The organism is Paenibacillus arenosi (assembly GCF_014841135.1).
In the GTDB taxonomy this organism is placed as follows: Bacteria; Bacillota; Bacilli; order Paenibacillales; family Paenibacillaceae; genus Paenibacillus_B; species Paenibacillus_B arenosi.
Window position 1 is genome coordinate 51,378 of record NZ_JACYTN010000011.1, and the last position, 23,132, is coordinate 74,509.

Sequence of the window (23,132 nt, forward strand, 5' to 3'; positions counted from 1 at the left end):
TCATCATCATCGATGAAAAAAATGCGACAGGAACATATAAAAAGACCATAGACCTCTCGTCTATGATCTCATGATAATCCGTTCATGTTACGCCGAAGCAAAGCTTACCTCCAAGCTATCATTTCTTCCCTTATCGAGTAAGAAATCACCTTGTTAGTAAACGATACGACTGCGCACCGATTATTCCGTCGAGACCGACGAGAAATATGTGAATGTATGCGGTTGGAGGTTGCCCTGACTGCGATTTCGCAGCCAATTACCAGCACCTTTATCATTTCTGAGTTCATTAAACATAAGCATCATCATGTTATCGTCGGCCTCCTTTCGTGTAATATGGACTTATCATAAAGCGGTATTCCAAACATTGTCAACCCTATTTTTAAAAAACAGGTTTTGACCTATCTTTTTGATCTATCGAATCATGACCATTTTGCGGTTCACCATTCACCAATGAAGCTTGATGGTGTTTCCGGCTCCTATTCCCTGTCAGCCAGCTTCCATATGGCATGAGCTCCATCATCTTGGACAACAGCAGGGAACCCACTGCTACAACTACCCACGTTACGATCGTCACGATAAAATGTTGACCTTCTAGCATCAACGTTCGCGTCCACAAGGCAACTCCTGACAACACAAGCGCATGCACTAAATAAGCTGGGAAGGAATATGTTCCAACCCATTTCAAACAACGGTACAGCATTCCTTGGCGCTTCACGATATTTAGTGCAAACACATACAGAAGCAGCATCTGGGAAACAGCAAGTATAGCGATAGATGGTTTCAAATAGGTCGAGATATTTACATTTACCGGTTCGACACCACCTGCAAACAAACGATAACTACTGTACAGATATGCAGCGCCAAATACCAGCGCACTCCACGGCAGCATCCGCTGTACCCATTTCCTCCATTCTGGTAAACGGTACGCACAGAGTATGCCTAATGCAATATAGAGAACATACATCACTACAAACTTTGTCCGATGTTCTAACATATAAGCGACAGCTTCATTTGCCTCAGGAGCCCATTCAGGTGCAATGCGGTAAGACCAGTCCATTAGCGCGAGATAGAAAAGTGCAATCCCCATCATAAGCAAGATTATCCACTGCTTGCTGTGATTCATCCCCTTATCTTTCGCTACTGCACGTAGTTTTGTTTGTACTTTATGTACAATTTTTAGAAGCAAGGGGAATACGAGATACAATTGGAAAATCATCAAAATAAACCACAGATGATACCCATATGTCGGATTAATAAGCTGCTGTGCAATCTTCGTCCAACCCTCTATCGTAAACATGTCTCCTTGCAAAATAAATGCGCAATAGATCAGAGTCCATAGTGCGAATGGTATAAGCAGCCCTTGTGCCCTCCGCATCAGGAAAGTTCCGTACTTAGCTGTTGAATGACGACTATAAAATAGTAAAACCGTTGATATAAATACGAAGGTAAGCGTACCAAATCGCGTAAAATGATAGAGCAAACTGATAAGAATAGAATCGGTCCGATTGATATCTTCACGAACGATATATTCCCCAATACTGTGCTGCAACACGATTGCCAAAAAGGCGAACGCTCGTAGTATCGTAAGCTCTTCAATTCTCTTTTTCTGCTTTGACCATGTACTGCTTATGCTTGAGCCATTTCCATTTGTACTTTTCTCATTATCTTCCTTGTTTTGCAAAGGAATAACCCCTGCTTCTGTGGTCTCGTCCATCACAGCAATCGCATTTCTCGTTGCATTTATTCGTGGGCTCGATTGGCTCATAGATTCACCCCATTATCACGTTATCTAATTAACATCATACAGCGCATAATGTTATCGATAGAACCTGAAGACAAGATGAAAGTGGCATAAATAAAGTTTCATTAGAGTGCCGCTTCTCGTAAATTGCGTACTGGAGCCCTTCCATTTTAGTCAGCAAAAAAGCCATCAATCAGCCTTACACCGATTAATGACTTCGATTTTACTACCATTTTTCTAATTTATTTATCCAAACTAATTACTTGGGTTCTACTGTCCGAAATTCCTCTTCGAAAATGTCATATAAATTAGCCGGTTCCTGATCTTGGTCAAAATCGAGTATGTTCGTACTTATTGCCAACACATGGCTCCCCCCAACAAGACCGCCAGCTATCGTACCAAATCCATGAATGCCACCGCTATGTCCCCAAACAGAAGCACCATTTGCTAGTTTTGTTTCATAAATGCCTAATCCATATTTTCCAACAGGCGTATCAACTCCCGACAACATTTGTTGTAGAAATTCAGACTTCAACAGCTTACCTCCTAGTAAGGCACTGAAAAATGTATTCAAATCAGGTGCTGTTGAAATCATATCGCCCGCTGCTCCTCCCCATGAAGGATTCAACTCCGTCATATCGATGAACTTACCGGCTAGTTTCATATATCCTCTTGCATGCTGATCCGGAATATAAGAAGAACTTCCTGGTATAAAGGTATCTCCTAACTGAAGTGGGTCAATGATACGTTTCTTAATCTGTTCCCCATATGTCTCACCCGTCACTTGCTTTATAACAAGACCCGCTAAAATATAATTCGTATTAGAATAGCTCCAATTCGTACCCGGAGAAAATAGTGGCGATTCGTTCAATCCGATGCGCACAAGTTCCTCCGGCGTATAGCCACGATATGGATTCTTCACTACTTCATGGGTAACAAATGTTTCTGATGTGTAATTTGCAATTCCACTCGTATGATTCAATAACTGACGAATCGTGATTTTGCTGCCATCATAGCCATTTCCTTGCACAACACCCGGCAACCATTTCTCTACGGAGTCATCCAAATGCAGCTTCCCCTCTTCAGCCAACTGTACAATCACTGTCGCTACGAACGTTTTCGTCACACTTCCAATACGGAAGTGGAAGTCCGGCTTCACTTGCCGTGTGTCGTAGATGCTAGCTTCGCCTGCTGCATAAGCCCATCGCTCGCCATTTCTCATGCCGGCTGCAATGATACCTGGAATGTCCTTATGATTGGCAAGGCGATCAATGACTTGTTTAACAGAGTTCGCGGGCGTTGATTGCAAATAATTTAGATCGCAGTGGTGAGGATTTTGAAGACAATACTGGCTGCTGTAATCATTCGATTGGGCTTGTACATTTCCTTGCACAGGCAGTAATAGCGCAGCCCCAGCCACCATAGCCGTTAGTGTCATCACTTTCACTTTGTATCTATTAACTTTCATTGTTTCTCCTCCTTATTTTGTCGTACCCCCAGAGAACTGCCTCCTACTAACCGGCTAACTATATTTTAGAAGTAGAATGGCAGTTGGCTCCGATGTACGTATTCATTTTTTACATGAATTAGTTGAATTCAACTGCAAACACGGAATTAATAGCATCCATTATAACCTTTACATCTTCATCCGTACTCGGAAGTGCATTTATATTTATAGCCACAATGTGCTTACCATCTGTAGTTCCAAATAATTCACCACTATATCCCTCTATTTCACCATTATGACCCCAAATTACTTGACCGTTCGGCAGCGTCTGCTTGAATATGCCCAGTCCATTATCCGCTCCTTCGCTCCCTATCTTTAACATCTGCCTCAACTGCTCTTGCTTCAACAACTCACCGCCTAAAAGAGCAGATAAAAACGTAGTCAAATCCTGACCTGTAGAAATCATATCTCCTGCTGCGTTTGCGATAGTTGGGTTTATTTCTGTTATATCAAACCATGTATTGTTTCGTGAGATGTATCCTCTTCCATGCTTAGATCCGGGTATGAGGGTGCTACTGCCTGGCAAGAAGGTATCGTTAAGTTGAAGCGGTTCTATAATGCGTTTCTCGATTTGCTGATCATAGGTCTCACCTGTTACTTTTTCAATAATTTGTCCGAGCAGAACATAGTTCGTATTGGAGTAGCTAAAGGAAGTGCCTGGATTAAATAATGGCTTTTCTTTCAACCCCATTTTAACCAATTCCTCTGCCTTAAAAGTAGTTCGGTATAAACTATCTAAGTTGTTAGGATCTTCAAAAAGAATAGCCGTATAGTCACTAATTCCGCTCGTATGATTGAGGAGTTGGCGAATCGTAATCTTGCTGCCATCATAACCGTTTTCCTTGACAACACCTGGTAGCCACTTCTCTACAGAGTCATCCAAATCAAGCTTATTCTCACCCGCCAATTGAAGGATAACTGTCGCTACAAAAGTCTTTGTTATGCTGCCAATACGGAAGCGCGCATCTGACTCCAGCTTACGTCCTGTCTTAATATCTGCTTTACCAGATGCATAGCCTTGAAACTTACCTTGATTATACGTAACCGCAATTACACCTGGAGCGCTCTGCTTCGTTATTCTATCTAACTGCTTTTGTATAAGCTCAGCCTTAGAACTTGCTCCATTGATTTCTTCTTCAATGATGTTGATATGGTCGAGGGCATCTGAATCAGACAGCACATTTGTATTCAATGCGATAACATGTGTGCCTCCTTCAACGCCACCGGCCATCGTAGAAAATCCAGGAATATTGCCCCCATGTCCCCAGAACGAAACACCATTGCTTAATTTGGTCTCATAGATACCTAGTCCATATTGTCCATCTGGTGATTGTACCCCTGTCAACATTTGCTGTAACATCTCGGGCTTCAACAGTTCCCCTCCTAGAAGGGCTTGGAAAAACGTATTCAGATCATCTACGGTTGAGATCATATCTCCAGCCGCGTTCGCAGCAGAAGGATTAAACTCAGTCATATCAACGAACTTACCAGATTGATAGTTATATCCTCTTGCATGTGGTCCAGGTATATGAGAAGAGTTTCCTGGCACTGAAGTTCCACTAAGTTGCAGCGGCTCAATAATACGCTTTTTAATTTGCTGACCATACGTTTCGCCTGTAACCTTCTTAATAATCAATCCAGCAAGCACAGTATTTGTATTGGAGTATTCCCATCTCGTTCCTGGAGAAAATGACGGCTTCATCCTAACTCCTATTCGGACAAGCTCTTCAGCCGTATAGCTCTTATATGGATTGGCTAGCATATCTTTCCCAAATGCTTCATCCGCTGTATAATTCGCGATCCCACTCGAGTGATTCAACAGTTGGCGAATCGTAATTTTACTTGCATCGTAACCGTTGCCCTGCACAACACCTGGTAGCCACTTTTCCACTGTGTCATCTAAGTTCAGCTTCTTCTCCCCAGCAAGCTGTAGGATTACTGTGGCCGTAAATGTTTTCATCGTGCTTCCGATTCGAAAGTGAAAATTCGTCTTTACAGGCTGTTTATCATGAACACTCGCTTCCCCTGACGTATAAGACCACTTTTGACCGTTTTTCGTAACGGCAGCAATTACACCAGGCACATCTTTACGACTGGCAGCTTGATCGATGAGCTTCTTAATAGATTCCCTGTTATGTTGAGAGACATTCACATTCTTATTGCTAGAAGGTTGATAAGTTTTCTCCACTGCGCTCACGTTCTCTGCGTGCAGTATTCCTTGCGCAGGTAGAAGTAGAGTTCCTGCTGTTAATGCAGATAATGTAAGCATGCCCAGTTTGTAACTTTTTGTTCTCAATTTAGGGCGATGTAACCTCATTAAGTTCTCCTCCTTCATTTGACGCACAATTGGAGCCCTGCCTCCTACTTATCTTCTAGTTACGTAACTGCAAAATAGGAGGCAGCCAGTTGCCCCGCTAGCTGATGTGAAACATTTGAATTATGATCAAGCACAGTTAGTGATTTATTTGAATTCCTCTACAAACGCAGAGTACATAGAATCTAGTACAGCCTTTTCTGTTTTAGACGAATCTGGCTGTGAGTTTATACTCAAGACCATAACACGCTCGCCATCTGGCGTTCCGAGTACCAAATTTGAATATCCGTCTATCCCACCATCGTGCCCCCAAAGAACTTGACCATTTGGCAGCTTCATCGGGTAAATGCCTAATCCATATTCTTCACCGTCCGCTGTCTTCACAGCAGTCAACATCTGCTTCAACTGCTCCTCTTTCAATAGCTTGCCGCCGAGCAGAGCAGACATAAAGGTAGACAAATTCTGTCCCGTCGAAATCACTTCTCCTGCTGCGTTCCCCCAAGATGGGTTGATTTGTGTAACATCTTTTAACTTTTTCTGAAAATAAATGTATCCTCTAGCATGCTTAGATCCTGGTATAAGGGTACTACTTCCTGGCAGGAAGGTATCATTAAGATTGAGTGGTTCTATGATACGTTTTTCGATTTGCTGATCATAAGTCTCACCTGTTACCTTTTGTATAAGTTGACCGAGCAGCACATAATTCGTGTTAGAATAATTGGAGACAGCTCCAGGCTCAGAAAAGGCCTTTTCTTTCAATCCTATCGCCACTAGTTCCTCCGCCGTATAGTTGCGGTATAAAGCATCTTTATTGTTTGGGTCTTTGAAAAGAACATTTGTATAGTTAGCAATACCGCTCGTATGATTGAGCAGTTGGCGAATCGTAATCTTGCTGCCATCATAACCGTTGCCCTGCACAACACCTGGCAGCCATTTCTCTACGGAGTCTTCCAAATCAAGTTTGTTCTCACCTGCTAATTGCAGTACAACTGTCGCTACAAATGTCTTTGTAATGCTGGCGATGCGGAAGCGTTCATCCGTCCCCATCTTACGGCCTGTTGCGATGTCTGCTTTACCAGATGCATAGCCTTGAAACTTGCCTTGCTCATACGTAACCGCAGTAGCCCCTACAATGCCGAGTTTCGTTATGTTATCCAGTTGAGTTTGCACGCGCTTCGTCTTGGACTCTGTTCCACCGAATTCCTCTGCAATAATATCAATATGATGAAGAGCATCTTTATCTGAAAGTAAATTGGTGCTCAAAGCTATAACATGTTCACCGCCCGCGATGCCTCCCGCCATTGTCGAGAATCCTGGTAGATTCCCACCATGACCCCAGAAAGAAGTTCCATTAGGCAATTTCGTTTCATAGATACCAAGTCCGTATTTTCCAAGAAGAGGAGCTTCAACCGTCGTCATCATTTGCTTAAGTAACTCTGGCTTTACTAGTTGGCCACCTAGAAGGGCACCAAAGAAGGTATTCAAATCATCTACTGTTGAAATCATATCGCCTGCTGCATTCGCCCATGAAGTATTCATTTCGGTGGTGTCCAAAAGTTTGCCTTGAAGCTTGTAATATCCTCTTGCATGAGGACTAGGGAGATGTGTAGAGCTGCCTGGGACTGAGGTTCCCTTAAGCTTTAGAGGATCAATGATACGTTTCTTAATCTGTTCACCGTAGGTTTCGCCTGTAACTTTTCTAATAATAAGTCCCGCCAACACGGTATTCGTGTTCGAGTACTCCCAGCTTGATCCTGGTGCAAATGAAGGCTTGGTGCTAATTCCTGCACGAACAAGCTGCTCTGCTGTAAAGTTTTTGTGAAGGCTTGATTGGAGGTCTTTCATAAAAGACTCATTTGCTGTATAGTTCGCGATTCCGCTCGTATGATTCAGTAACTGACGGATCGTAATTTTGCTTGCGTCGTATCCATTTCCTTGCACCACACCCGGGAGCCACTTTTCAATGGAATCATCCAAATTAAGTTTGTTTTCACCTGCTAATTGAAGGACGACTGTTGCTACAAATGTTTTCGTTGTACTTCCGATTCGAAAATGGAAATTGGTCTTCACTGGAGTTTTGTCGTGGATCGTAGATTCACCTGAGGCATAGGACCATTTTTGACCTTTCTTTGTAACGCCAACAATGACTCCTGGAACGTCTTTCTGATTAGCAGCTTGATCGATAAGTTTCTTAACTGTCTCCCTGCTGTCTTGTTCAACACTCAACTGCTTATTGGTAGCATGCTGAGAAGTTTGCTCTGCAGCATTTACGTTCTTCGCATGCAATGTTCCTTGTGCAGGTAGAAATACAGTTCCTGCTATTAATGCAGATAATGTAATCAATCCTAATTTGTAGCCTTTAAGTTTCATTATTTCGCCTCCTCTTTTATCAAAGCGGGTCTACTATAATTTTACATCGAATAAACAGTTAGCCCTTCATTTTTTCGAATCTCTTTTCAGTAAAATAGGTCCCGTATCATTCGTCATACTCATCTTTCTTATATTCACTAAGCAAGTGGGCTTCGTGTTCGCTGTCACCTCCTGATTTGACAATAGCGCTGGATATGTCATATTCCATAGTGATAAAAACGATCATTTCAACATGATCGTTTGTCACAATCTTCATCATTAATGTCATATGACAGTCCCTCACTACCTACTGTGACAGCCTCTCATCTATGCTAGTGATATTACTCAGCGGATACGAAATGGCTGGACTTATACTATCCATGAAAAGGGGACGTTCAAAAATGAAGGAACATTTGATTCGAAGTTTGAATCACGCACAACTTATGCTGTATACGTTTGTAAGCGGACTATTTTATTTCATCTTCTTTAGCATTGGAGTCACACTAGGCGCAGGGTTATCGATTACTATAGTGGGGATTCCAATTCTGGTCCATGTGCTGCAAACCGCACCAAAATTCGTACGTCTAGACGCTCGAATCGTTGAGAAATATACATCCGTATCCTTAACTCACTCACAAAGTAATGAGGAGCACTTCCACTACAATGAGACACAGCGAGATTCTTGGGAACAAATGAAAGAGACGTTGACGAATCCCGGTTATTGGATCATGATTAGTATGTTCTTATATAAATTGGTAATTGGGATGGGAAGTCTAATTTTATCTGTCTTATTGTACGTAGCACCTCTTACCCTATTATCTGCTCCATTGCTGTATAAGATCATACCGTACCATGTATTTTCCATATCAATTGAAACACTCCCAGCCGCTTTGGCTGTGAGTGGTCTAGGTTGCTTATGGCTGGTTGTTAGTATGCAAGTAAGCAATACTTTTGCGAAGTACTTAGTCAACCTTACACGTCGTATGATTGAAGTGGGATATGTTTATAAAACAAAATAATACAGTGCCTGACTGGTACTTATTGTGAAGATGGAGTGAGAACTACTAATGTGGAATATAACGAAGCATTGGTTTTGGTATGACTGGATGTGTTTTTTCGTTCGATTAGTAAGCTTGTTAAGCATTTCTATAGGTACTATAGTAAATCAAGTACCACTTTCTGTGCCATCATGGGTCATCATCTTAACTGCCATTTTAACCATTTCGATACCATTCCTTATCCAGCAGTTCAGTAAAAAGTGGTATCTACTTTCGGAAATTGTACTGACTGGTTCATTTTGTATGTATCTTACTTCTCAAGAACCACAGTTAGTTTGGCAATTTGTCATTTTCGCATTTGTAATTGGATTTTATAGTGACCGAAGCAATTATATGTGGACAGCACTGCCCACTATTTTTATCATCCCTGGTTTCAACGCATGGCAAGTTAACGAACCTATTGATATTATCATTCTAAACTTCATGGTTAATCATGGTGCTGTATTTGCACTTGGCTATGCTTTTCAAATACTTGCCTTAAACCATAAGCAAAGTAAAATTATTCGGGATCAGAAACAAGTATTGGAACAGCACATTAATCAAATCGAAGAGCTTACGCTGAAAGAGGAGCGGAATCGACTGTCACATGAATTGCATGACACGATCGGCCATACGCTAACTTCGCTCATTGTAGGCATGGAGTCATTGAAGACGTCTTTCCCTTCCAATCAAAGTGAGCGAATCGACACGCTCGTCGAATTGGCCCGTAATGGGTTGGATGATATTCGCCAGCATCTGCATCATCTGGCCGCAACACCAACGAATCAATCGTTTACGGATTCTTTGCAGCAGCTTATCGAAGAATTCACAAAAGCAACAGGCATAACCGTTAACTTCCGCACATTCGGAAATGAAGTTTCGATCACGAAGCAGATAAGCTTCTGCTTGTATCGCTGCTTACAAGAATCGCTCACCAACGCCGTTCGACATGGGCAAGCAAACACGATACAAGTTCAGTTATTGTATGATAATCAGCAACTACGCTTGCAAATTGAAGATAACGGCATTGGCATGGAACAAGTACGATACGGCTTCGGGTTATCCGGCATGAAGGAACGTTTAGATGAATGCACGGGCAGTCTAACTGTACATTCTCGCTCTAATGAAGGGACGGTCATTATCTGTACACTCCCTCTAAAGGTAGAAGCCGTACAGTCAGGAATTCGACTTCTACTCGTCGATGATCAATCTATTATTACAGAAAGTTTGCAGCGCATTCTGGAACAACAGCCTGACCTCAAAGTTATCGGAACAGCCGACAACGGTCAGCAAGCTTTAGAACGATGTGCGATCGATCAGCCTGATCTTGTACTTATGGACGTTCGTATGCCAGAAATGGATGGTATCGAAGCGCTGCGTGAGATGAAGCAGCGTTGGCCTCAAATGAAAGTTGCTCTACTGACCACATTTGAAGATGTGTCGCAAGCTGTCAAATCGATAGAGCTAGGCGCGGAAGGATACATGCTGAAGTCGATTCATCCACGAGACTTAATTGAAGCGATAAAGCTTATTCATAACGGAGGAACATGGATTGATCAGAACATTACTGTTCAAGTATTTGAGCAGATGAAGCATCAACGGGGACAGTTGGGTAATCAAAATTATTCCCCGGAAAATAATCCGTATGGAATTACGAAAAGAGAGTTAGAAATTTTGCAGCATTTAAGCAATGGGCTGCGTTACAAATCAATTGCTGCTAAGCTATTTTTGTCGGAAGGAACGATACGGAACTATTGCTCCACGCTATATTCCAAGCTAGGTGTGAGTAACCGTGAAGATGCAATTGAGAAGGCACGTACAGAAGGACTAGGATTACAATAGAAAGTATCTACATACAAATTAATGATGCTCCCCATCGTAAATCCCGCCTAAGAACGACGATAGCACTTTTTCATTATTACAAGCCATTGGTATGTCATTTTTCAGCAGCTAACATCATAATCACACAAATAAAGACCGCTCCATATGACATGGAACGGTCTTTGGTCTGTATTGGTATTAATCTAGCACCTACGTTTAATTTTACTTATTTATCCATTTTCTCATATAGGAATGATTCACCATTGCGGTAGAACCGTGGATCGTAAATACCAATATGCTTGTCGTCATTCACGACGACAACGAAAGGCGACCATTCATACAACGTCTTCGCTTCTGGATTCTCCACAAACAGCTGCTCTAGGCTAACGCTCTCATCCGATGTCAACTCCACTTGAAGCTTCGGCTCGGTAAATACGGTCGTTCTGCTAATGTAGACTTTGTCATTTTCTTTGCCGATGATTTGGAACTGTCCTGGAATAAAGCCTGCTGATAAAGCAAACTCATCATATTGCTTCGCATATTGTTGATGAATCATATAACCTTGCACCGATTGGCTCATAAGATGAACGATCATCAAGGCCCACACCCATTTAAACACGCGTGATGATGATAAATCCCGCTTGTACCGAACAAGCAGCCAGCCGACCAACATAATGATCCATAACATGAAGTCTATAATTGGAATCGTTCCGAACGTAACCCGTATTGAGGAGAATGGCTCCAGATATCCAGTTCCCCATGCATTAAACAAGTCACTCGTATTATGAATAAATACGGCTAGCAAGCCCATCGCAAACCATTTCCAGCCCTTCACCCTAAACAGCAGCCAACTCACGATCGACAACACGGCCGCCCATATAGGCACAAGAAACACAGAGTGCGTAATGCCACGATGCCACATTTGATAGCGTCCTGCTGTGTCCCACCACTGAGAAATGACATCGATATCAGGTATGTTAGAGCCTACGACTGTCGTAAGAAGCAGCGCTCGTTTTTCATTTGTCGTCAATCGCTTTTTATCGACAGCCGCATATAAAGATAATCCAAATAGTGTATGTGTTATCGTATCCATTACTTTTGACTCCCTCCCATAAAAGTCATTGTAAGGATCGGTCAACAAAGAAGCAATATAGACAATCGACAATTTATTTAAAAATAATGATATCTCCATGTAATGAGACCAACGGAGGCCATAACTAATCATCCACACAACAAAAAAATAGCGGCATAGGAATTATCCCAGCCGCTATTCGTATTAAATTGCCCAGTTTCCGTTGCGGAAGATGGGTACGGATGTTCCATCTTTAAGAATACCGTCAATGTTCATTTCAGCTGAACCAATCATAAAGTCGACATGGGTAATACTTGTGTTAACGCCAGCTGCGCGCAGCTCGTCCTGCGACATTTCCTTGCCACCTTCAACGTTAAACGCATATCCACTGCCGATTGCCAAATGGTTCGACGCGTTCTCATCGAACAACGTGTTATAGAACAAAATGTTGGACTCTGAAATAGGAGATTGATGCGGTACAAGAGCTACTTCACCTAGATAACGAGCTCCTTCATCCGTATCTACAAGCTGCTCAAGAATACTTTGACCTTGCTCTGCTTCAACCTTCACAATACGCCCCTTCTCGAACGTAAGCTTGAAGTTATCAATTAAGTTACCACCGTAGCTAAGCGGCTTCGTACTAGACACGTAGCCATCCACACCATCGCGATATGGTACAGTGAACACTTCTTCAGTTGGCATATTTGCCATGAAGTTCACCTTCTGCTCATTCGTGCTGCTCGCTCCTACCCATAAATGCTTCTCTGGAAGCTCAATCGTCAGGTCAGTGCCTGGCGCTGTATAGTGAAGCTTGTGGAAATGGTTCTCGTTCAAAATATCAACCTTCGCATGAAGGTTATCGTTATGCGCTTCCCACGCTTGAACCGGATCTTCATGATGAAGACGAACGGAATCAAAAATAGCAGCCCATAACTGTTCCACCGCCTGCTCCGCAGATGCGTTAGGGAATACTTTCTCAGCCCACGCCTTAGAAGATGCTGCTACCACTGTCCAACTCACTTTGTCAGACTGAATAAATTGACGATACTTAGTCAATGCTTGACCAGATGCCTTTTGGAAGTTCCCAATTCGTTGCGGATCAATTCCCTTCAACAAATCTGGATTCGAAGACACGATCGAAATGAATGCTGCACGCTTGTCCAGAAACGCTTCACGCTTTGCCACTTCCCAAGCTGGGTAATTTGTAAACACTTCATCTGCTGCTTTTTCATACTTCAAGCGAGACAACATTTCATCTGTCCATTCGACATGGACATTGCTTGCACCCGCTTCATAAGCTTTAGCTGCCACTAGGCGAGCCAATGGAGCTGACTCAAGCGTACTATTCACAACCACCTCTTGTCCTTGCTGAACGTTAATGCCTACTTTTACAATCAATTCCGCATATTTTTCAAGATTTTGCTCGAACTGTGTCATTGGTCATTCTCCTTTTATGTAAAGTGAAGGTTATACATAACTTATATTGTATATGTTATTTCCCCATTTAAGTCCAGTAATTTGACCAATAATCAAAAAAAATATGAAAACAAGCCCTATTCGCCTCCACGTAAGATGGTTCAACGAACAGAGCTTGCTCTCAATTGTACGTATAATCTTGAATACAGAGTCAGGCTAGAAGATAGTCTAGTCCTTCCCTATTTCAAATCTTTTACCGGTTTTTGTTCCAGTTCATCTTCAGGCTCTTCTATCGGCTGAGCAGTAAACGTCACAGCGCTGCTCGCAGGTGAAAGAACATTTTGGCTGTTCCTTACTTTAACAGAGAACGTATACGTAGTTCCTTCTACTAGACTTTGGGCAACAAATGTAGGTGTAGCAGAAGTGCCTACTAGATCCGTGTTGTTATAAATTTCATAGGATACTGGTCCAGTATGAGTGTTCGAATCTGTCCAAGCTAGCACTGCACCACCTGCAGCATCTGCTGTAGCTGCCAAATTCGTAGGTGCAGCCAACGGACCTTCTACAGGAGCGCTACCGCCTTTTGTAAGCGTAGCATTTTTACCGGATACAACTAACGCGAATGGCTGAGTGGATTGTGGAACGTTGTACGCTTTAACACGAATCGTGTACTTACCCGCTTCCGATGTATTGAAGTATACATTTTCAACGTTGTTCGCACGATCGAATGAAGCGCAGCTTGTGCTGGCCGTGTTGCTCACAAAGCAGTTTCCTTTGTACACTTGGCCAGACGGGGATACAACTTCAAGGTCAAGATCATTTACAAGGGCTTTAGTAGTCGATACTGCAGCTTGGAAATCTGACCATACTGTAGAAATTTTAAGCGGCTGACCGCTTGCCACATTTACCGTATAAGTAGCCACATTGCCCGTGCTTAGACCCGCTGTATGATCTTCATGCTGAGCCGTTACATTCGTCGGATACAGTGTCGCTTCAAGGTTAACACGACCCCAACCTGTTTCACGGCTGCCCCAACCATAGCCAACATCTTGAGCACCATTAATGAGGGTAGCTTTTACAAGTGCAGCCGTAGGGTCAAGCTTCTTCACCGTGTTGAAATATTGACGAACGAGAGCAGCTGAACCTGCTACTGCTGGCGTTGCCATCGAAGTACCAGACAGCGTCGCATAGTGCGTGTTCGGGTTACCTGTTAGGGTTGAAATCGTAGAACGAGGAGAAATAATGCTTGTACCCGTTACAACAACGTCTGGCTTCGTACGGCCATCGAAGGTAAAGCCGCGGCTGGAGTAAGATGCAATGGAGTTAGGAGCAGTCTTAGCCAAGCTACCTACAGTGATTGCATTTTTCGAGGTACCTGGAGTTGCAATCGTATTGTTACCAAAGCTTCCCGAGTTGCCTGCTGCGAACAAAACGTTGAAGTATTTGTTCTTGAAGGTATACTCATCTACGCGTTGAGCGTTTGTATTGTACGAGTTGGAGGATGCTCCCCATGAGTTCGTGTGGATTTTGGCGCCTAATGCCTCAGCTTCAGCAAACAATTGCCTTACATCACCAGGGTTAATTCCACCTCCACCTGTGCCAAGTGCTTGCAGAACAAGCTTCGCACCTGGAGCGACACCTTTATACTTGCCATTCGACTGCTTACCAGTACCAAGTACCGTTCCCGCTACATGCGTACCATGTCCACCAGGATCAGACCAGTTGCCTGGGATTGCCTTGGCAATTGGAGTTGCATGAAGCTGACCCGTAAAGTCTTGGTGTACCGTAGACACATTACCGGAGTCTAGTCCACTGTCGCCAACGGCTACAATTTGTCCTGCACCAGTCAAGCCTTTTGCCCAAACACCTGTAACTGGTGTGGAAGTGCCAATTTGTTGGTTAATAAATTCATTCGAAGTTTCATAACGAAGCTTCGTTTCGATGAAGGTAACATCTTTATCTTGCAACAGCGTGTACACTTGTTGGTCGCTAAGTGTGGCTTCTATGCTGCCATCGTATACACGAACATCTTGTGGAGCAGAAGGATTGATTAGAGAAGCGATTCTAGATTCACTGCCTGGGAATGTGGAGATAACATATTCATTCGGGATACTGTCTGGGGTAGTGAACGTTCCTACCTTCCAATCTGCTTGGAAAGGGGTAACGCTGTATACGAGGTCACTTGTAGCGATTTGCTGTGCTTGCTGGCCATTGATTCGTACGAGGTAAGCAAAGTCTGGTAAGTAATCGCCGACCACTGCTCCATTTTTGCTCAAAAGTTCTTTAGAAGCTTGAGTAATTACATCTTTGAATTGAACGACATACAGTGCTGATTCATTAGATTGAGCATGTTCGCTCAAGCTCTGTTGTTGAGGGAGGCCTTGAAGATTCACATCTCCTGTCTTCAAATATAGGGTACGAGAGAGAGAGGGACTTGGCTCGGCGGCAAAACCATTTGACTGGAACACGGGAGCAAACAGGCTCAGTGTAAGTGCAATCGATAGACCCATAGCAAGCTTTCTTTTCATACACATACCTCCAACATATTAAATTTGAACTTACAAAAATGGAACAACTATAAAACTAGTGAAACTAATCAGAAACTTTTCAATCCACCACCTTTCCACAAAAACCATTTAATGGGGTATAGCTTGTTTAGAATCATACCTGTTATTTCTCACTAGATCAATAGGTTTTATCAAATTTATTTTTGTGCACCGATAACCCTTATATATCAAGGGATTATGAATATATTGGGCTATTAGCACTTTCTCATTACGACTTATTTCGATAGAGCAATACGAGAATACAACCTAGTTCCTACTGCTGCATTCCATGCATAATGCTATTTATTATTTATTATACATTGTTCTATTTAAAGCAAAAAAATAAAGTTCTTACTTCCAAAATGAAAACAAGCATCCCAACGCACTAAGAGTGTAGTGATAACAGGGATGCTTGTTTTTTATATGGTACCATATTACGGATTCTATCAATCTATTCAGCCATTGCCTGATTTCAGTAATTACTCGCTAACATAGAACGAACAAACAATAACATTGCTGCTAACGTAAAGGGTTCAAACTACCCTGCTGTTAACTCACTTTGCTCCACAAAGCAGGGACATTAGGCGGCTCCCACCCCACTAACGATACGTGGGCTTGGCGAGCACGATACGTAACATTACTATAAGTAACGAGATCGTTTACTTTATATTGCTGCCCTGCTTTCCAAGGCGCTGCTACTGGATCAGGATTGATCGGACCTGTTTCAATGGTTACATTCACTGGAATACTATCAGGAGATACGAGCGTTCCAGCTCGGACTTTAACGGTAAAGTTGTATGTCGTACCTGCTTGTAACTGATTAATAACAGCAGATGTAGTAGTTGAAGTCGCCACCAGCTGATTGCTGCTGTAAACTTCATAAGTTGGGGCAGTTACATGGGGATTCGTGTCATTCCATGTCAAAGTAACACTATTTTGCGTCTGCGCAGTCACACTTACATTTGTCGGAGCTTGCAGTTCGATCGGTTGGGTAACGCCGCCTGCACTTAATGCTGCATTGCTGCCAGAAATGACAAGAGCAAATGGTTGAGCTGCTTGAGGAATGTTATAGCCTTTAATTTTCACGGTATACGTTCCAGCTGCTGCTGTATGGAAATAAACATTTTCTACATTGTTAATGCGGTCGAAAGATGCACAGCTCGAACTCGCATTATTGCTGACAAAACAGTTTCCTTTGAATACTTCGCCCGTAGGTGAAATAACCTCTAAGTCAAGATCGTTAACAAGTGCCTTTGAGGATTGAACAGCAGCTTGATAATCGGTCCATACCGTCGAAATCTTCAATGGTTGACCTGCGCCCACCGTCAAGGTGTAGATCTTTTCTTCACCCGTTTGAATGCCAGTGGTATGATCTTCGTGCTGTGCCTTAATACCATTCGTTGGGTACAAAGAAGCTTCTAAATCAACTTGTCCCCATCCTGTTTCACGGCTGCCCCAACCAAATCCAACGTCCTTAGCACCGTTAATCAACGTTGCTTTAATAAGTGCAGAAGTCGGATCAACATGTTTTACATCAATAAAATGTTGTCGAACGATTGCAGTTGCCCCCGCTACAGCAGGTGTAGCCATAGAGGTACCAGACATCGTCGTATAATTAGCATTTGGAACAGCTGGTCGATTAGACAGCGAGGAGCGCGGTGAAATAATACTGCTGCCTGTTACAGCCAGATCCGGCTTCACACGTCCATCAAAAGCATACCCTCGACTAGATGTAGGCGACATGCCATTTGATGTTTTGAGCATATTTGCTACTGAGATGGAGTTTTTCGAAGTCGCTGGTGTTGCTACCGTATTGGCACCGCTGCCAGAGTTACCTGCTGCGAATAAAACATTAAACTTTTTATTGGCAAACGTATATTCATCTACCTGCACAGCGAGGCTATTATAGGTATTCACAGGAGAACCCCAAGAATTTGTGTGTATACTGGCTCCATTGCTTTGGGCTTGCCCAAACAATGTTCTCAAGTCTCCAGGACAAATGCCGCGTCCGCAGCCAACTGCTTGAAATACTAGCTTGGCGCCTGGAGCAATTCCTTTATATTGCCCATTCGACAATACCCCAGTACCTAGTACAGTACCAGCTACATGTGTTCCATGCCCATCCAGATCAGACCAGTTGCCTGTTGTGGCTACAGCGAATGGAGTCGTTTGCAGTTGACCTTGGAAATCGGCATGCATGGTAGAGAGATTACCGGTATCCAAGCCAGTATCGGCAACGGCGACAACTTGCCCCGTTCCTGTAAGACCACGGCTCCACATTCCATTAGGGGTAGAGGCTTTTACTTGATTTGCAATAAAGTCATTGGACACATCCGTTTGCAGCTTTGACTCGATATACGTAACATCTTCTGTCTGGATGAGAGATTGAATATGTGCATCCGTCAAGGTAGCCTCGATGGTACCTTTATTAACGGTCAGTTGTTGAGGGGCGATCGTTTGGATGAATGCAGCTACACGTGCTTCGCTGCCTTTAAAAGTGGATATTATAAATTGATTCGGGATGTTGTCGGTGGAAGCGAAGGTTCCTTCTTTCCATGTAGGTTGATAACGGGAAACGCTGTATACGAGGTTGCTAGTGGATAGTTGACTTGCCTGTCCATCTGTCATGCGAACGAGGTATGCGAAATCCGGGAGGTAATCACCTATTTCAACACCTTGCTGTGTAAGTAATTGCTTCGATTCATTCGTAATCACGTCCTTGAACTGGACAATGTACATTTTAGGAGATTGTGAAGATTCATGAAGCATTTCTTGTGGAGGTGCAGTTTCCCTTAGGTCAATTTGACCTGTCTTCAGGTGCAATATTCGAGCAGATTCACTTCCTGGCTCTGCATAACCTGTCGGTTGAAATGCTGGTGTTAGAAGACTAAATGAGAGCATCATAGATAAGCCAATGACGAGCTTTCTCTTCATTATGTTGATTCTCCTTTATAATTATATAGTTGTGGGCTCTAGTACATCTCCTATGCTAGCTTCTCGTTCCCCTTTCGATGAGATTAACAATTACTGGACAATGGCTTATTCTGATAATAACCTGCATCGATCTGATGATCAACAAAAATTATTACATGTTAGTAATCTAAATAAACGAGACAGGACATAAGTGTAAGCGCTTTAATAAAAATAATTTCGTAATAAAAGTAACAACTTTGTCACCTTTGTATTTCGCCTAGTTCATTTTCGCTTTATTAAGCAAAGTTCAATATATAAGAATCGATAGCCACTCTATTCTATTCGATCTCCATTCGTAGACATCGTTTTCGTAGATCTGAACAACCTCTTGCTAAAGAAAACAAGTAGTTTCTTCGTGCTTACATCTGTTTTACCATGAAAAGAATGGCGTATTGATCACTATGTCTCTAAGTGAATAGAATGAAACGCACGCATGAGGATATAATCGTTCAAAGCAAAGATGCTGAAGCATCTTGCTTATGGACACATAAAAATTTGTTTACATAAAGGAGTATGTATATGAAGTCTCCGACCTCTGACTATATTAAAATTGCTCCAGGGTTTTGGACGGGATTAAGCCAATTAGGTATTACAGCCCACGATGTGGCTCGAAAAGCACAGCTTCCTTTTTCCATTGTTTCCGAACCAACGGTCACCACCACCCAATATTTTTCCATTTGGGAAGCCTATTCCGACCTTATTGGTGATACTGCTGAAGCAATTATCAAACTCGCGACTGTCTTTGATACAGCAACCTATCCGCCAACCGTCTTAGCCACCTACCACTCTCGTGACTATCGCGATGCGCTAAACCGAATGGTTCGATACAAAAAACTGTGTCCCCCTGAAAGCCTACGTATAACCGAGGAGAATGATAGCTGTAAAATAGAATTGGAATGGTTGGATAAAGAACATACTGGTCCGCAGATTCTCATTGGCATCACGCTTGCATTTCTCTTGGAGCTTGGACGCCGTGGAACAGGTCAACCTTTGACAGCTCAACTTGTCGAATTTTCACATGTAATGGGAGATATGCGGACTCTTGAAAAATACTTCGGCTGCCGTATCCGGACAGGTGCAAAATACAACCGACTTACGCTGCATCGCAGCGACTTGGATCGTTCCTTTACAACGTATAACGAGGAATTACTAGAAATCCTTACTCCAGCTCTGGATCAATCTTTACATGAACAGCAATACAGCCACTCTATTGCTGAGGTGGTCACATGGATCATCAAACGCAATCTAGCAGGAGGGAACTTTGACATTCGAGCTGTCGCCAAACAACTGAGTATGAGTGATCGAACTTTACAGCGCCGGCTTGCTTCCCAAGACACGAGCTTTAAACATCTCTTAGCACAAGTTAAGCATGAGCAAGCCCGGGTGTACTTACAAGACCCCACACTTGATATTAAAGATGTCGCGTTTTTAGTTGGCTATGAAGACCAAAACTCATTCTATCGTGCTTTTCACTTGTGGGAAGGGATCACTCCTTTAACATGGCGGAATGAACATGTAGGTAAAAAACCGTTACGATAACATGTTGAAAGAAAATGACTATGTTTATGAGTTGGCGTATGATGCAAGAACTTTGGCGCACCACGCTAGTTACCTTACAATCCTGACAAAGTAATATAACCCTATCCGAAAAAATGACGCAATACACTATGAACTTATTTTATTACCTTTTTCAAATGTATACATTCAATGTAAGGGAGAAATGTACGATGGATATGGGATTGAGTAACAAGACTGCTTTAGTTACAGGATCAACACGAGGTATAGGTAAAGCAATTGCTATTGAACTTGCCAAAGAAGGCGCTAATGTTCTTATTAATGGACGAGATCATGATGAGGTAGAACGAACTGTAAATGAAATCAAGTCCAATTTTCCAGCTACGTTCCCTCAAAATGCTGCATCCGATATCGTTAACATTCAACATAGAGAAGCTTTATTTTGTAAATTCCCGACTATTGATATTTTAGTTAACAGCATGGGGATTTATGAAGTTATGCAATATGAGGATATTAATGATGAAATATGGGAGCATTACTTCCGTACCAATGTTCTTGCTGCAAATAGTTTAGCTAAGTTTTATTTACCGAGCATGCTGAAACATGATTTTGGCCGCATTATCTTTATAGCAAGTGAAGAAGCTATTATGCCGTCAGGATTAATGCCTCAGTATTGTATGACAAAATCAATGCTGCTATCTTTGTCCAAAAGCTTATCTAAATTAACAATAGGAAAGGAGGTTACCGTTAACACGATTATGCCAGGCCCAACACTTTCTGAAAATGTGCAGCAAATCATCGAGAGCATGTACCCTAATGATGACCGAATTTTTTCCGAAAAAGAAAAAGAGTTTATGACAACAAACCTGCCTCAATCTGAAATTCAGCGATTTATTAAGCCTATCGAAATAGGTAAACTCGCAGCATTTTTGTGCAGCCCTTATGCATCAGCATTTAGAGGTTCTCCAATCCGAATGGACGGAGGAATGGTTCCTACTATTTTTTAACTCTATGTAAAATAAGATCGAAAAAAAAACTGCATCTATAAAACGGTGCAGCTTCTTGTTTCGCTGGAATCACTAGGATCGTTCATACGCAGCAAGAACGAGCATAGATGCAGCTAGCTGTACATAAGCATCGAAATATCGCTTGCCCTCAACTGTTTGTCCGGTGATGAAACATGCTGTCGTCAGGTCAGTCATATTGAGGGCATTTTCATTTTCCCCATTCGGTATTTGAGCTCGATGAATCTGAATTTCATCCCCTAATACTGCCCCTTGCAAATAACTAATGCCGAAGCGTACAAGTCCTTGCTCTAGTTCTGGCGGAGTCAGTGCATCAGCAACTAAAATTAGACAAATAAATGAATACAGATTGCGCCATCTGCCTTCATCCAATTTGATTAAGCAAATAAATGACATAAGGGGTTACTAAGAAGATAGACGTATACAATCCTGGCGTATAGGTTTGTAATACAATCGTCTGCAAAATATGAACTAGATTATGTATAAGCACAAATAGAAGAAATCCGATAAACAACACCGCACTCCATGTACTGTCTATATATTGAACCTTTAGAAACGTAATAATAGACATGGTTAAAAAGATAAACACGTCGCGTTTGGCAAAAGAATACGAGCTTACGTTCCAAAACTTCCAGATCATATCCGCCAATTTGCTATTTTTACTGCGAACTAAGCTCTCGTTTCTCTTCGCCCAATGTTCTACCGTTATAATTTCCTCGAAGTCATGAAGCATAAATACCACGACAAACAACCATATTGCATTATGCAGTTCTAGCTGCAGCAACATAAGTGCCCCCTGTCTCTCTCTTAGAAGTAAAGTTCACATGCAAGATTCATATAAATATTTCCAGTATAACACAACTACCCTTTTATAATAAAACACCGCTGTTTATTAACTCCATAGGCTTGTACTTCAGGTTATACTATGTATATGATCGAAGCAAAAGTTCATATAATATGCTATATAACTTTAATTTCTTCATTCGTTTGAATAGTGTCAAAAAGAGGTGATTAAGGATGCGGGTATTTAGGATAGGAGAACTTCAAAAAACTCCTCAATCATTGCTACCTTATGTAAACAAAAGCAAAATGGGAGGGAAGCCTCGTCATGTGGAAGAACTCAAATTGTTAATAAAATCGAATCAAGATTACGAAAATATACTTATCGAGAAAGGACTGTTACTACGAAATGGTCGATCGAGAAAATATATTATCCGAGATATCGAACAGCCTAAAGAGTTTAGCAGACCGGCACCTTAAACCATTCGACAAAAACTTGCTAGTATGTGCGTATATTACAAAAGCTCTTGCCTTGTATGATATCAAACCCATTGTTGTAGGTGGACACAGTGTAGAAATTTATACGAACGGAAGATACACTACAGTTGATATCGACTTTGTTTTTAATGGTAGAGATATTGCAATAGACGTATTAGCTCGCCTAGGTTTTATTCAGGCAGAATCTAAACGCCACTATTATATAGAAGCTCTCGCTGTACCTATTGAGATACCAGATAACCATCTCGCTGGAAGTTTAGATAAAGTGATAAAAGTTGATATCAATGATGATTTGTATGTATATTGTATCGGGATCGAAGATTTATTATTAGATAGGCTTCGCGCGGCTCTTTATTGGAAAAGTGAATCAAGCAAAGAATGGGCAATTCAATTATTCGAGCTCAACAAAGAAATCGTGGATATCAGCTATTTAATTGTCACTGCTCAACAAGAAGATACTGATCTTCTTCATTTGGTAGAAGCATTAATTAAGGGGGGTTATTTGAAATAATTAAAATTTCTCCGGAGTACGAATAAG

16 protein-coding genes and 1 pseudogene are annotated in these 23,132 nt (G+C 42.1%); 5 read left to right on the forward strand and 12 right to left on the reverse strand.

What is annotated here, in order from left to right; genetic code table 11:
* Positions 1-180 precede the first annotated feature (180 nt).
* From IFO66_RS24110 to IFO66_RS14160, 6 genes and pseudogenes are all read right to left on the reverse strand, one after another.
* Positions 181-306, reverse strand: a complete 126-nt coding sequence (locus IFO66_RS24110) for a hypothetical protein (RefSeq protein WP_273015435.1) — start codon at positions 304-306, stop codon at positions 181-183.
* 73 nt (positions 307-379) lie between these two features.
* Positions 380-1,765: an acyltransferase gene (locus IFO66_RS14145; protein WP_192025767.1), complete on the reverse strand. Its 1,386-nt coding sequence runs from the start codon at positions 1,763-1,765 to the stop codon at positions 380-382.
* 235 nt (positions 1,766-2,000) lie between these two features.
* Complete coding sequence (locus IFO66_RS14150) at positions 2,001-3,209, reverse strand: serine hydrolase domain-containing protein (RefSeq protein ID WP_192025768.1); 1,209 nt, start codon at positions 3,207-3,209, stop codon at positions 2,001-2,003.
* A gap of 118 nt (positions 3,210-3,327) precedes the next feature.
* Positions 3,328-4,392, reverse strand: a complete 1,065-nt coding sequence (locus tag IFO66_RS24470) for a serine hydrolase (protein WP_475596255.1) — start codon at positions 4,390-4,392, stop codon at positions 3,328-3,330.
* Positions 4,369-5,517: pseudogene (locus IFO66_RS24475) on the reverse strand (serine hydrolase domain-containing protein); the annotation flags it as partial. The pseudogene IFO66_RS24475 and the gene IFO66_RS24470, both read right to left, overlap by 24 nt.
* Positions 5,518-5,709: 192 nt before the next feature.
* Positions 5,710-7,932, reverse strand: coding sequence for a serine hydrolase domain-containing protein (locus tag IFO66_RS14160; RefSeq protein ID WP_192025769.1), 2,223 nt, complete (start codon positions 7,930-7,932; stop codon positions 5,710-5,712).
* A 380-nt stretch (positions 7,933-8,312) separates the two neighbouring features.
* Here IFO66_RS14160 and IFO66_RS14165 point away from each other — a divergent pair, with 380 nt between their 5' ends.
* Complete coding sequence (locus tag IFO66_RS14165; protein WP_192025770.1) at positions 8,313-8,930, forward strand: sensor domain-containing protein; 618 nt, start codon at positions 8,313-8,315, stop codon at positions 8,928-8,930.
* A 48-nt stretch (positions 8,931-8,978) separates the two neighbouring features.
* Positions 8,979-10,790, forward strand: coding sequence for a hybrid sensor histidine kinase/response regulator transcription factor (locus tag IFO66_RS14170; RefSeq protein ID WP_192025771.1), 1,812 nt, complete (start codon positions 8,979-8,981; stop codon positions 10,788-10,790).
* A gap of 205 nt (positions 10,791-10,995) precedes the next feature.
* On the opposite strand, the gene IFO66_RS14175 is transcribed toward IFO66_RS14170, so the two are convergent.
* The 4 genes from IFO66_RS14175 to IFO66_RS14190 all read right to left on the reverse strand — a co-directional run bounded on the left by IFO66_RS14175 (position 10,996) and on the right by IFO66_RS14190 (position 18,737).
* A complete protein-coding gene (locus IFO66_RS14175) occupies positions 10,996-11,862 on the reverse strand; it encodes a metal-dependent hydrolase (protein WP_192025772.1) in 867 nt (288 codons plus the stop codon).
* A gap of 183 nt (positions 11,863-12,045) precedes the next feature.
* Positions 12,046-13,278 (reverse strand): aminopeptidase, encoded by a 1,233-nt coding sequence (locus IFO66_RS14180; RefSeq protein WP_192025773.1) that lies wholly within the window; start codon positions 13,276-13,278, stop codon positions 12,046-12,048.
* Positions 13,279-13,496: 218 nt separating this feature from the next.
* Positions 13,497-15,785, reverse strand: a complete 2,289-nt coding sequence (locus IFO66_RS14185; protein WP_192025774.1) for a S8 family serine peptidase — start codon at positions 15,783-15,785, stop codon at positions 13,497-13,499.
* Positions 15,786-16,352: 567 nt separating this feature from the next.
* Complete coding sequence (locus tag IFO66_RS14190; RefSeq protein WP_192025775.1) at positions 16,353-18,737, reverse strand: S8 family serine peptidase; 2,385 nt, start codon at positions 18,735-18,737, stop codon at positions 16,353-16,355.
* A 558-nt stretch (positions 18,738-19,295) separates the two neighbouring features.
* Here IFO66_RS14190 and IFO66_RS14195 point away from each other — a divergent pair.
* A complete protein-coding gene (locus IFO66_RS14195) occupies positions 19,296-20,315 on the forward strand; it encodes an AraC family transcriptional regulator (protein WP_192025776.1) in 1,020 nt (339 codons plus the stop codon).
* A 188-nt stretch (positions 20,316-20,503) separates the two neighbouring features.
* On the forward strand, positions 20,504-21,298 hold the full coding sequence (locus tag IFO66_RS14200) for an SDR family NAD(P)-dependent oxidoreductase (protein WP_192025777.1): 795 nt from the start codon (positions 20,504-20,506) through the stop codon (positions 21,296-21,298).
* 72 nt (positions 21,299-21,370) lie between these two features.
* Here the strand turns inward: IFO66_RS14200 and IFO66_RS14205 are convergent, their stop codons facing one another.
* Positions 21,371-21,688 carry a hypothetical protein gene (locus IFO66_RS14205; RefSeq protein ID WP_192025778.1) on the reverse strand — a complete coding sequence of 106 codons (318 nt, stop codon included), beginning with the start codon at positions 21,686-21,688 and terminating at the stop codon, positions 21,371-21,373.
* Positions 21,681-22,103, reverse strand: coding sequence for an HXXEE domain-containing protein (locus IFO66_RS14210; RefSeq protein ID WP_225445767.1), 423 nt, complete (start codon positions 22,101-22,103; stop codon positions 21,681-21,683). Before IFO66_RS14210 ends, IFO66_RS14205 begins: the two co-directional genes overlap by 8 nt.
* Before the next feature lie 402 nt (positions 22,104-22,505).
* Here IFO66_RS14210 and IFO66_RS14215 point away from each other — a divergent pair, with 402 nt between their 5' ends.
* Entirely contained in the window at positions 22,506-23,105 is a 600-nt protein-coding gene (locus IFO66_RS14215; protein ID WP_192025779.1) for a UbiD family decarboxylase, read from the forward strand.
* Positions 23,106-23,132 lie beyond the last annotated feature (27 nt).

What these genes read in the sequence shown, in the direction of transcription:
- IFO66_RS14165 (WP_192025770.1), top strand. Translation starts at nt 8,313, where the DNA reads ATGAAGGAACATTTGATTCGAAGTTTGAATCACGCACAACTTATGCTG.
- IFO66_RS14185 (WP_192025774.1), bottom strand. Translation starts at nt 15,785, where the DNA reads ATGAAAAGAAAGCTTGCTATGGGTCTATCGATTGCACTTACACTGAGC.
- IFO66_RS14150 (WP_192025768.1), bottom strand. Translation starts at nt 3,209, where the DNA reads ATGAAAGTTAATAGATACAAAGTGAAAGTGATGACACTAACGGCTATG.
- IFO66_RS14170 (WP_192025771.1), top strand. Translation starts at nt 8,979, where the DNA reads ATGTGGAATATAACGAAGCATTGGTTTTGGTATGACTGGATGTGTTTT.
- IFO66_RS14160 (WP_192025769.1), bottom strand. Translation starts at nt 7,932, where the DNA reads ATGAAACTTAAAGGCTACAAATTAGGATTGATTACATTATCTGCATTA.
- IFO66_RS14215 (WP_192025779.1), top strand. Translation starts at nt 22,506, where the DNA reads ATGGTCGATCGAGAAAATATATTATCCGAGATATCGAACAGCCTAAAG.
- IFO66_RS14210 (WP_225445767.1), bottom strand. Translation starts at nt 22,103, where the DNA reads ATGTTGCTGCAGCTAGAACTGCATAATGCAATATGGTTGTTTGTCGTG.
- IFO66_RS14180 (WP_192025773.1), bottom strand. Translation starts at nt 13,278, where the DNA reads ATGACACAGTTCGAGCAAAATCTTGAAAAATATGCGGAATTGATTGTA.
- IFO66_RS14175 (WP_192025772.1), bottom strand. Translation starts at nt 11,862, where the DNA reads ATGGATACGATAACACATACACTATTTGGATTATCTTTATATGCGGCT.
- IFO66_RS14145 (WP_192025767.1), bottom strand. Translation starts at nt 1,765, where the DNA reads ATGAGCCAATCGAGCCCACGAATAAATGCAACGAGAAATGCGATTGCT.
- IFO66_RS14200 (WP_192025777.1), top strand. Translation starts at nt 20,504, where the DNA reads ATGGATATGGGATTGAGTAACAAGACTGCTTTAGTTACAGGATCAACA.
- IFO66_RS14190 (WP_192025775.1), bottom strand. Translation starts at nt 18,737, where the DNA reads ATGAAGAGAAAGCTCGTCATTGGCTTATCTATGATGCTCTCATTTAGT.
- IFO66_RS24110 (WP_273015435.1), bottom strand. Translation starts at nt 306, where the DNA reads ATGATGATGCTTATGTTTAATGAACTCAGAAATGATAAAGGTGCTGGT.
- IFO66_RS14195 (WP_192025776.1), top strand. Translation starts at nt 19,296, where the DNA reads ATGAAGTCTCCGACCTCTGACTATATTAAAATTGCTCCAGGGTTTTGG.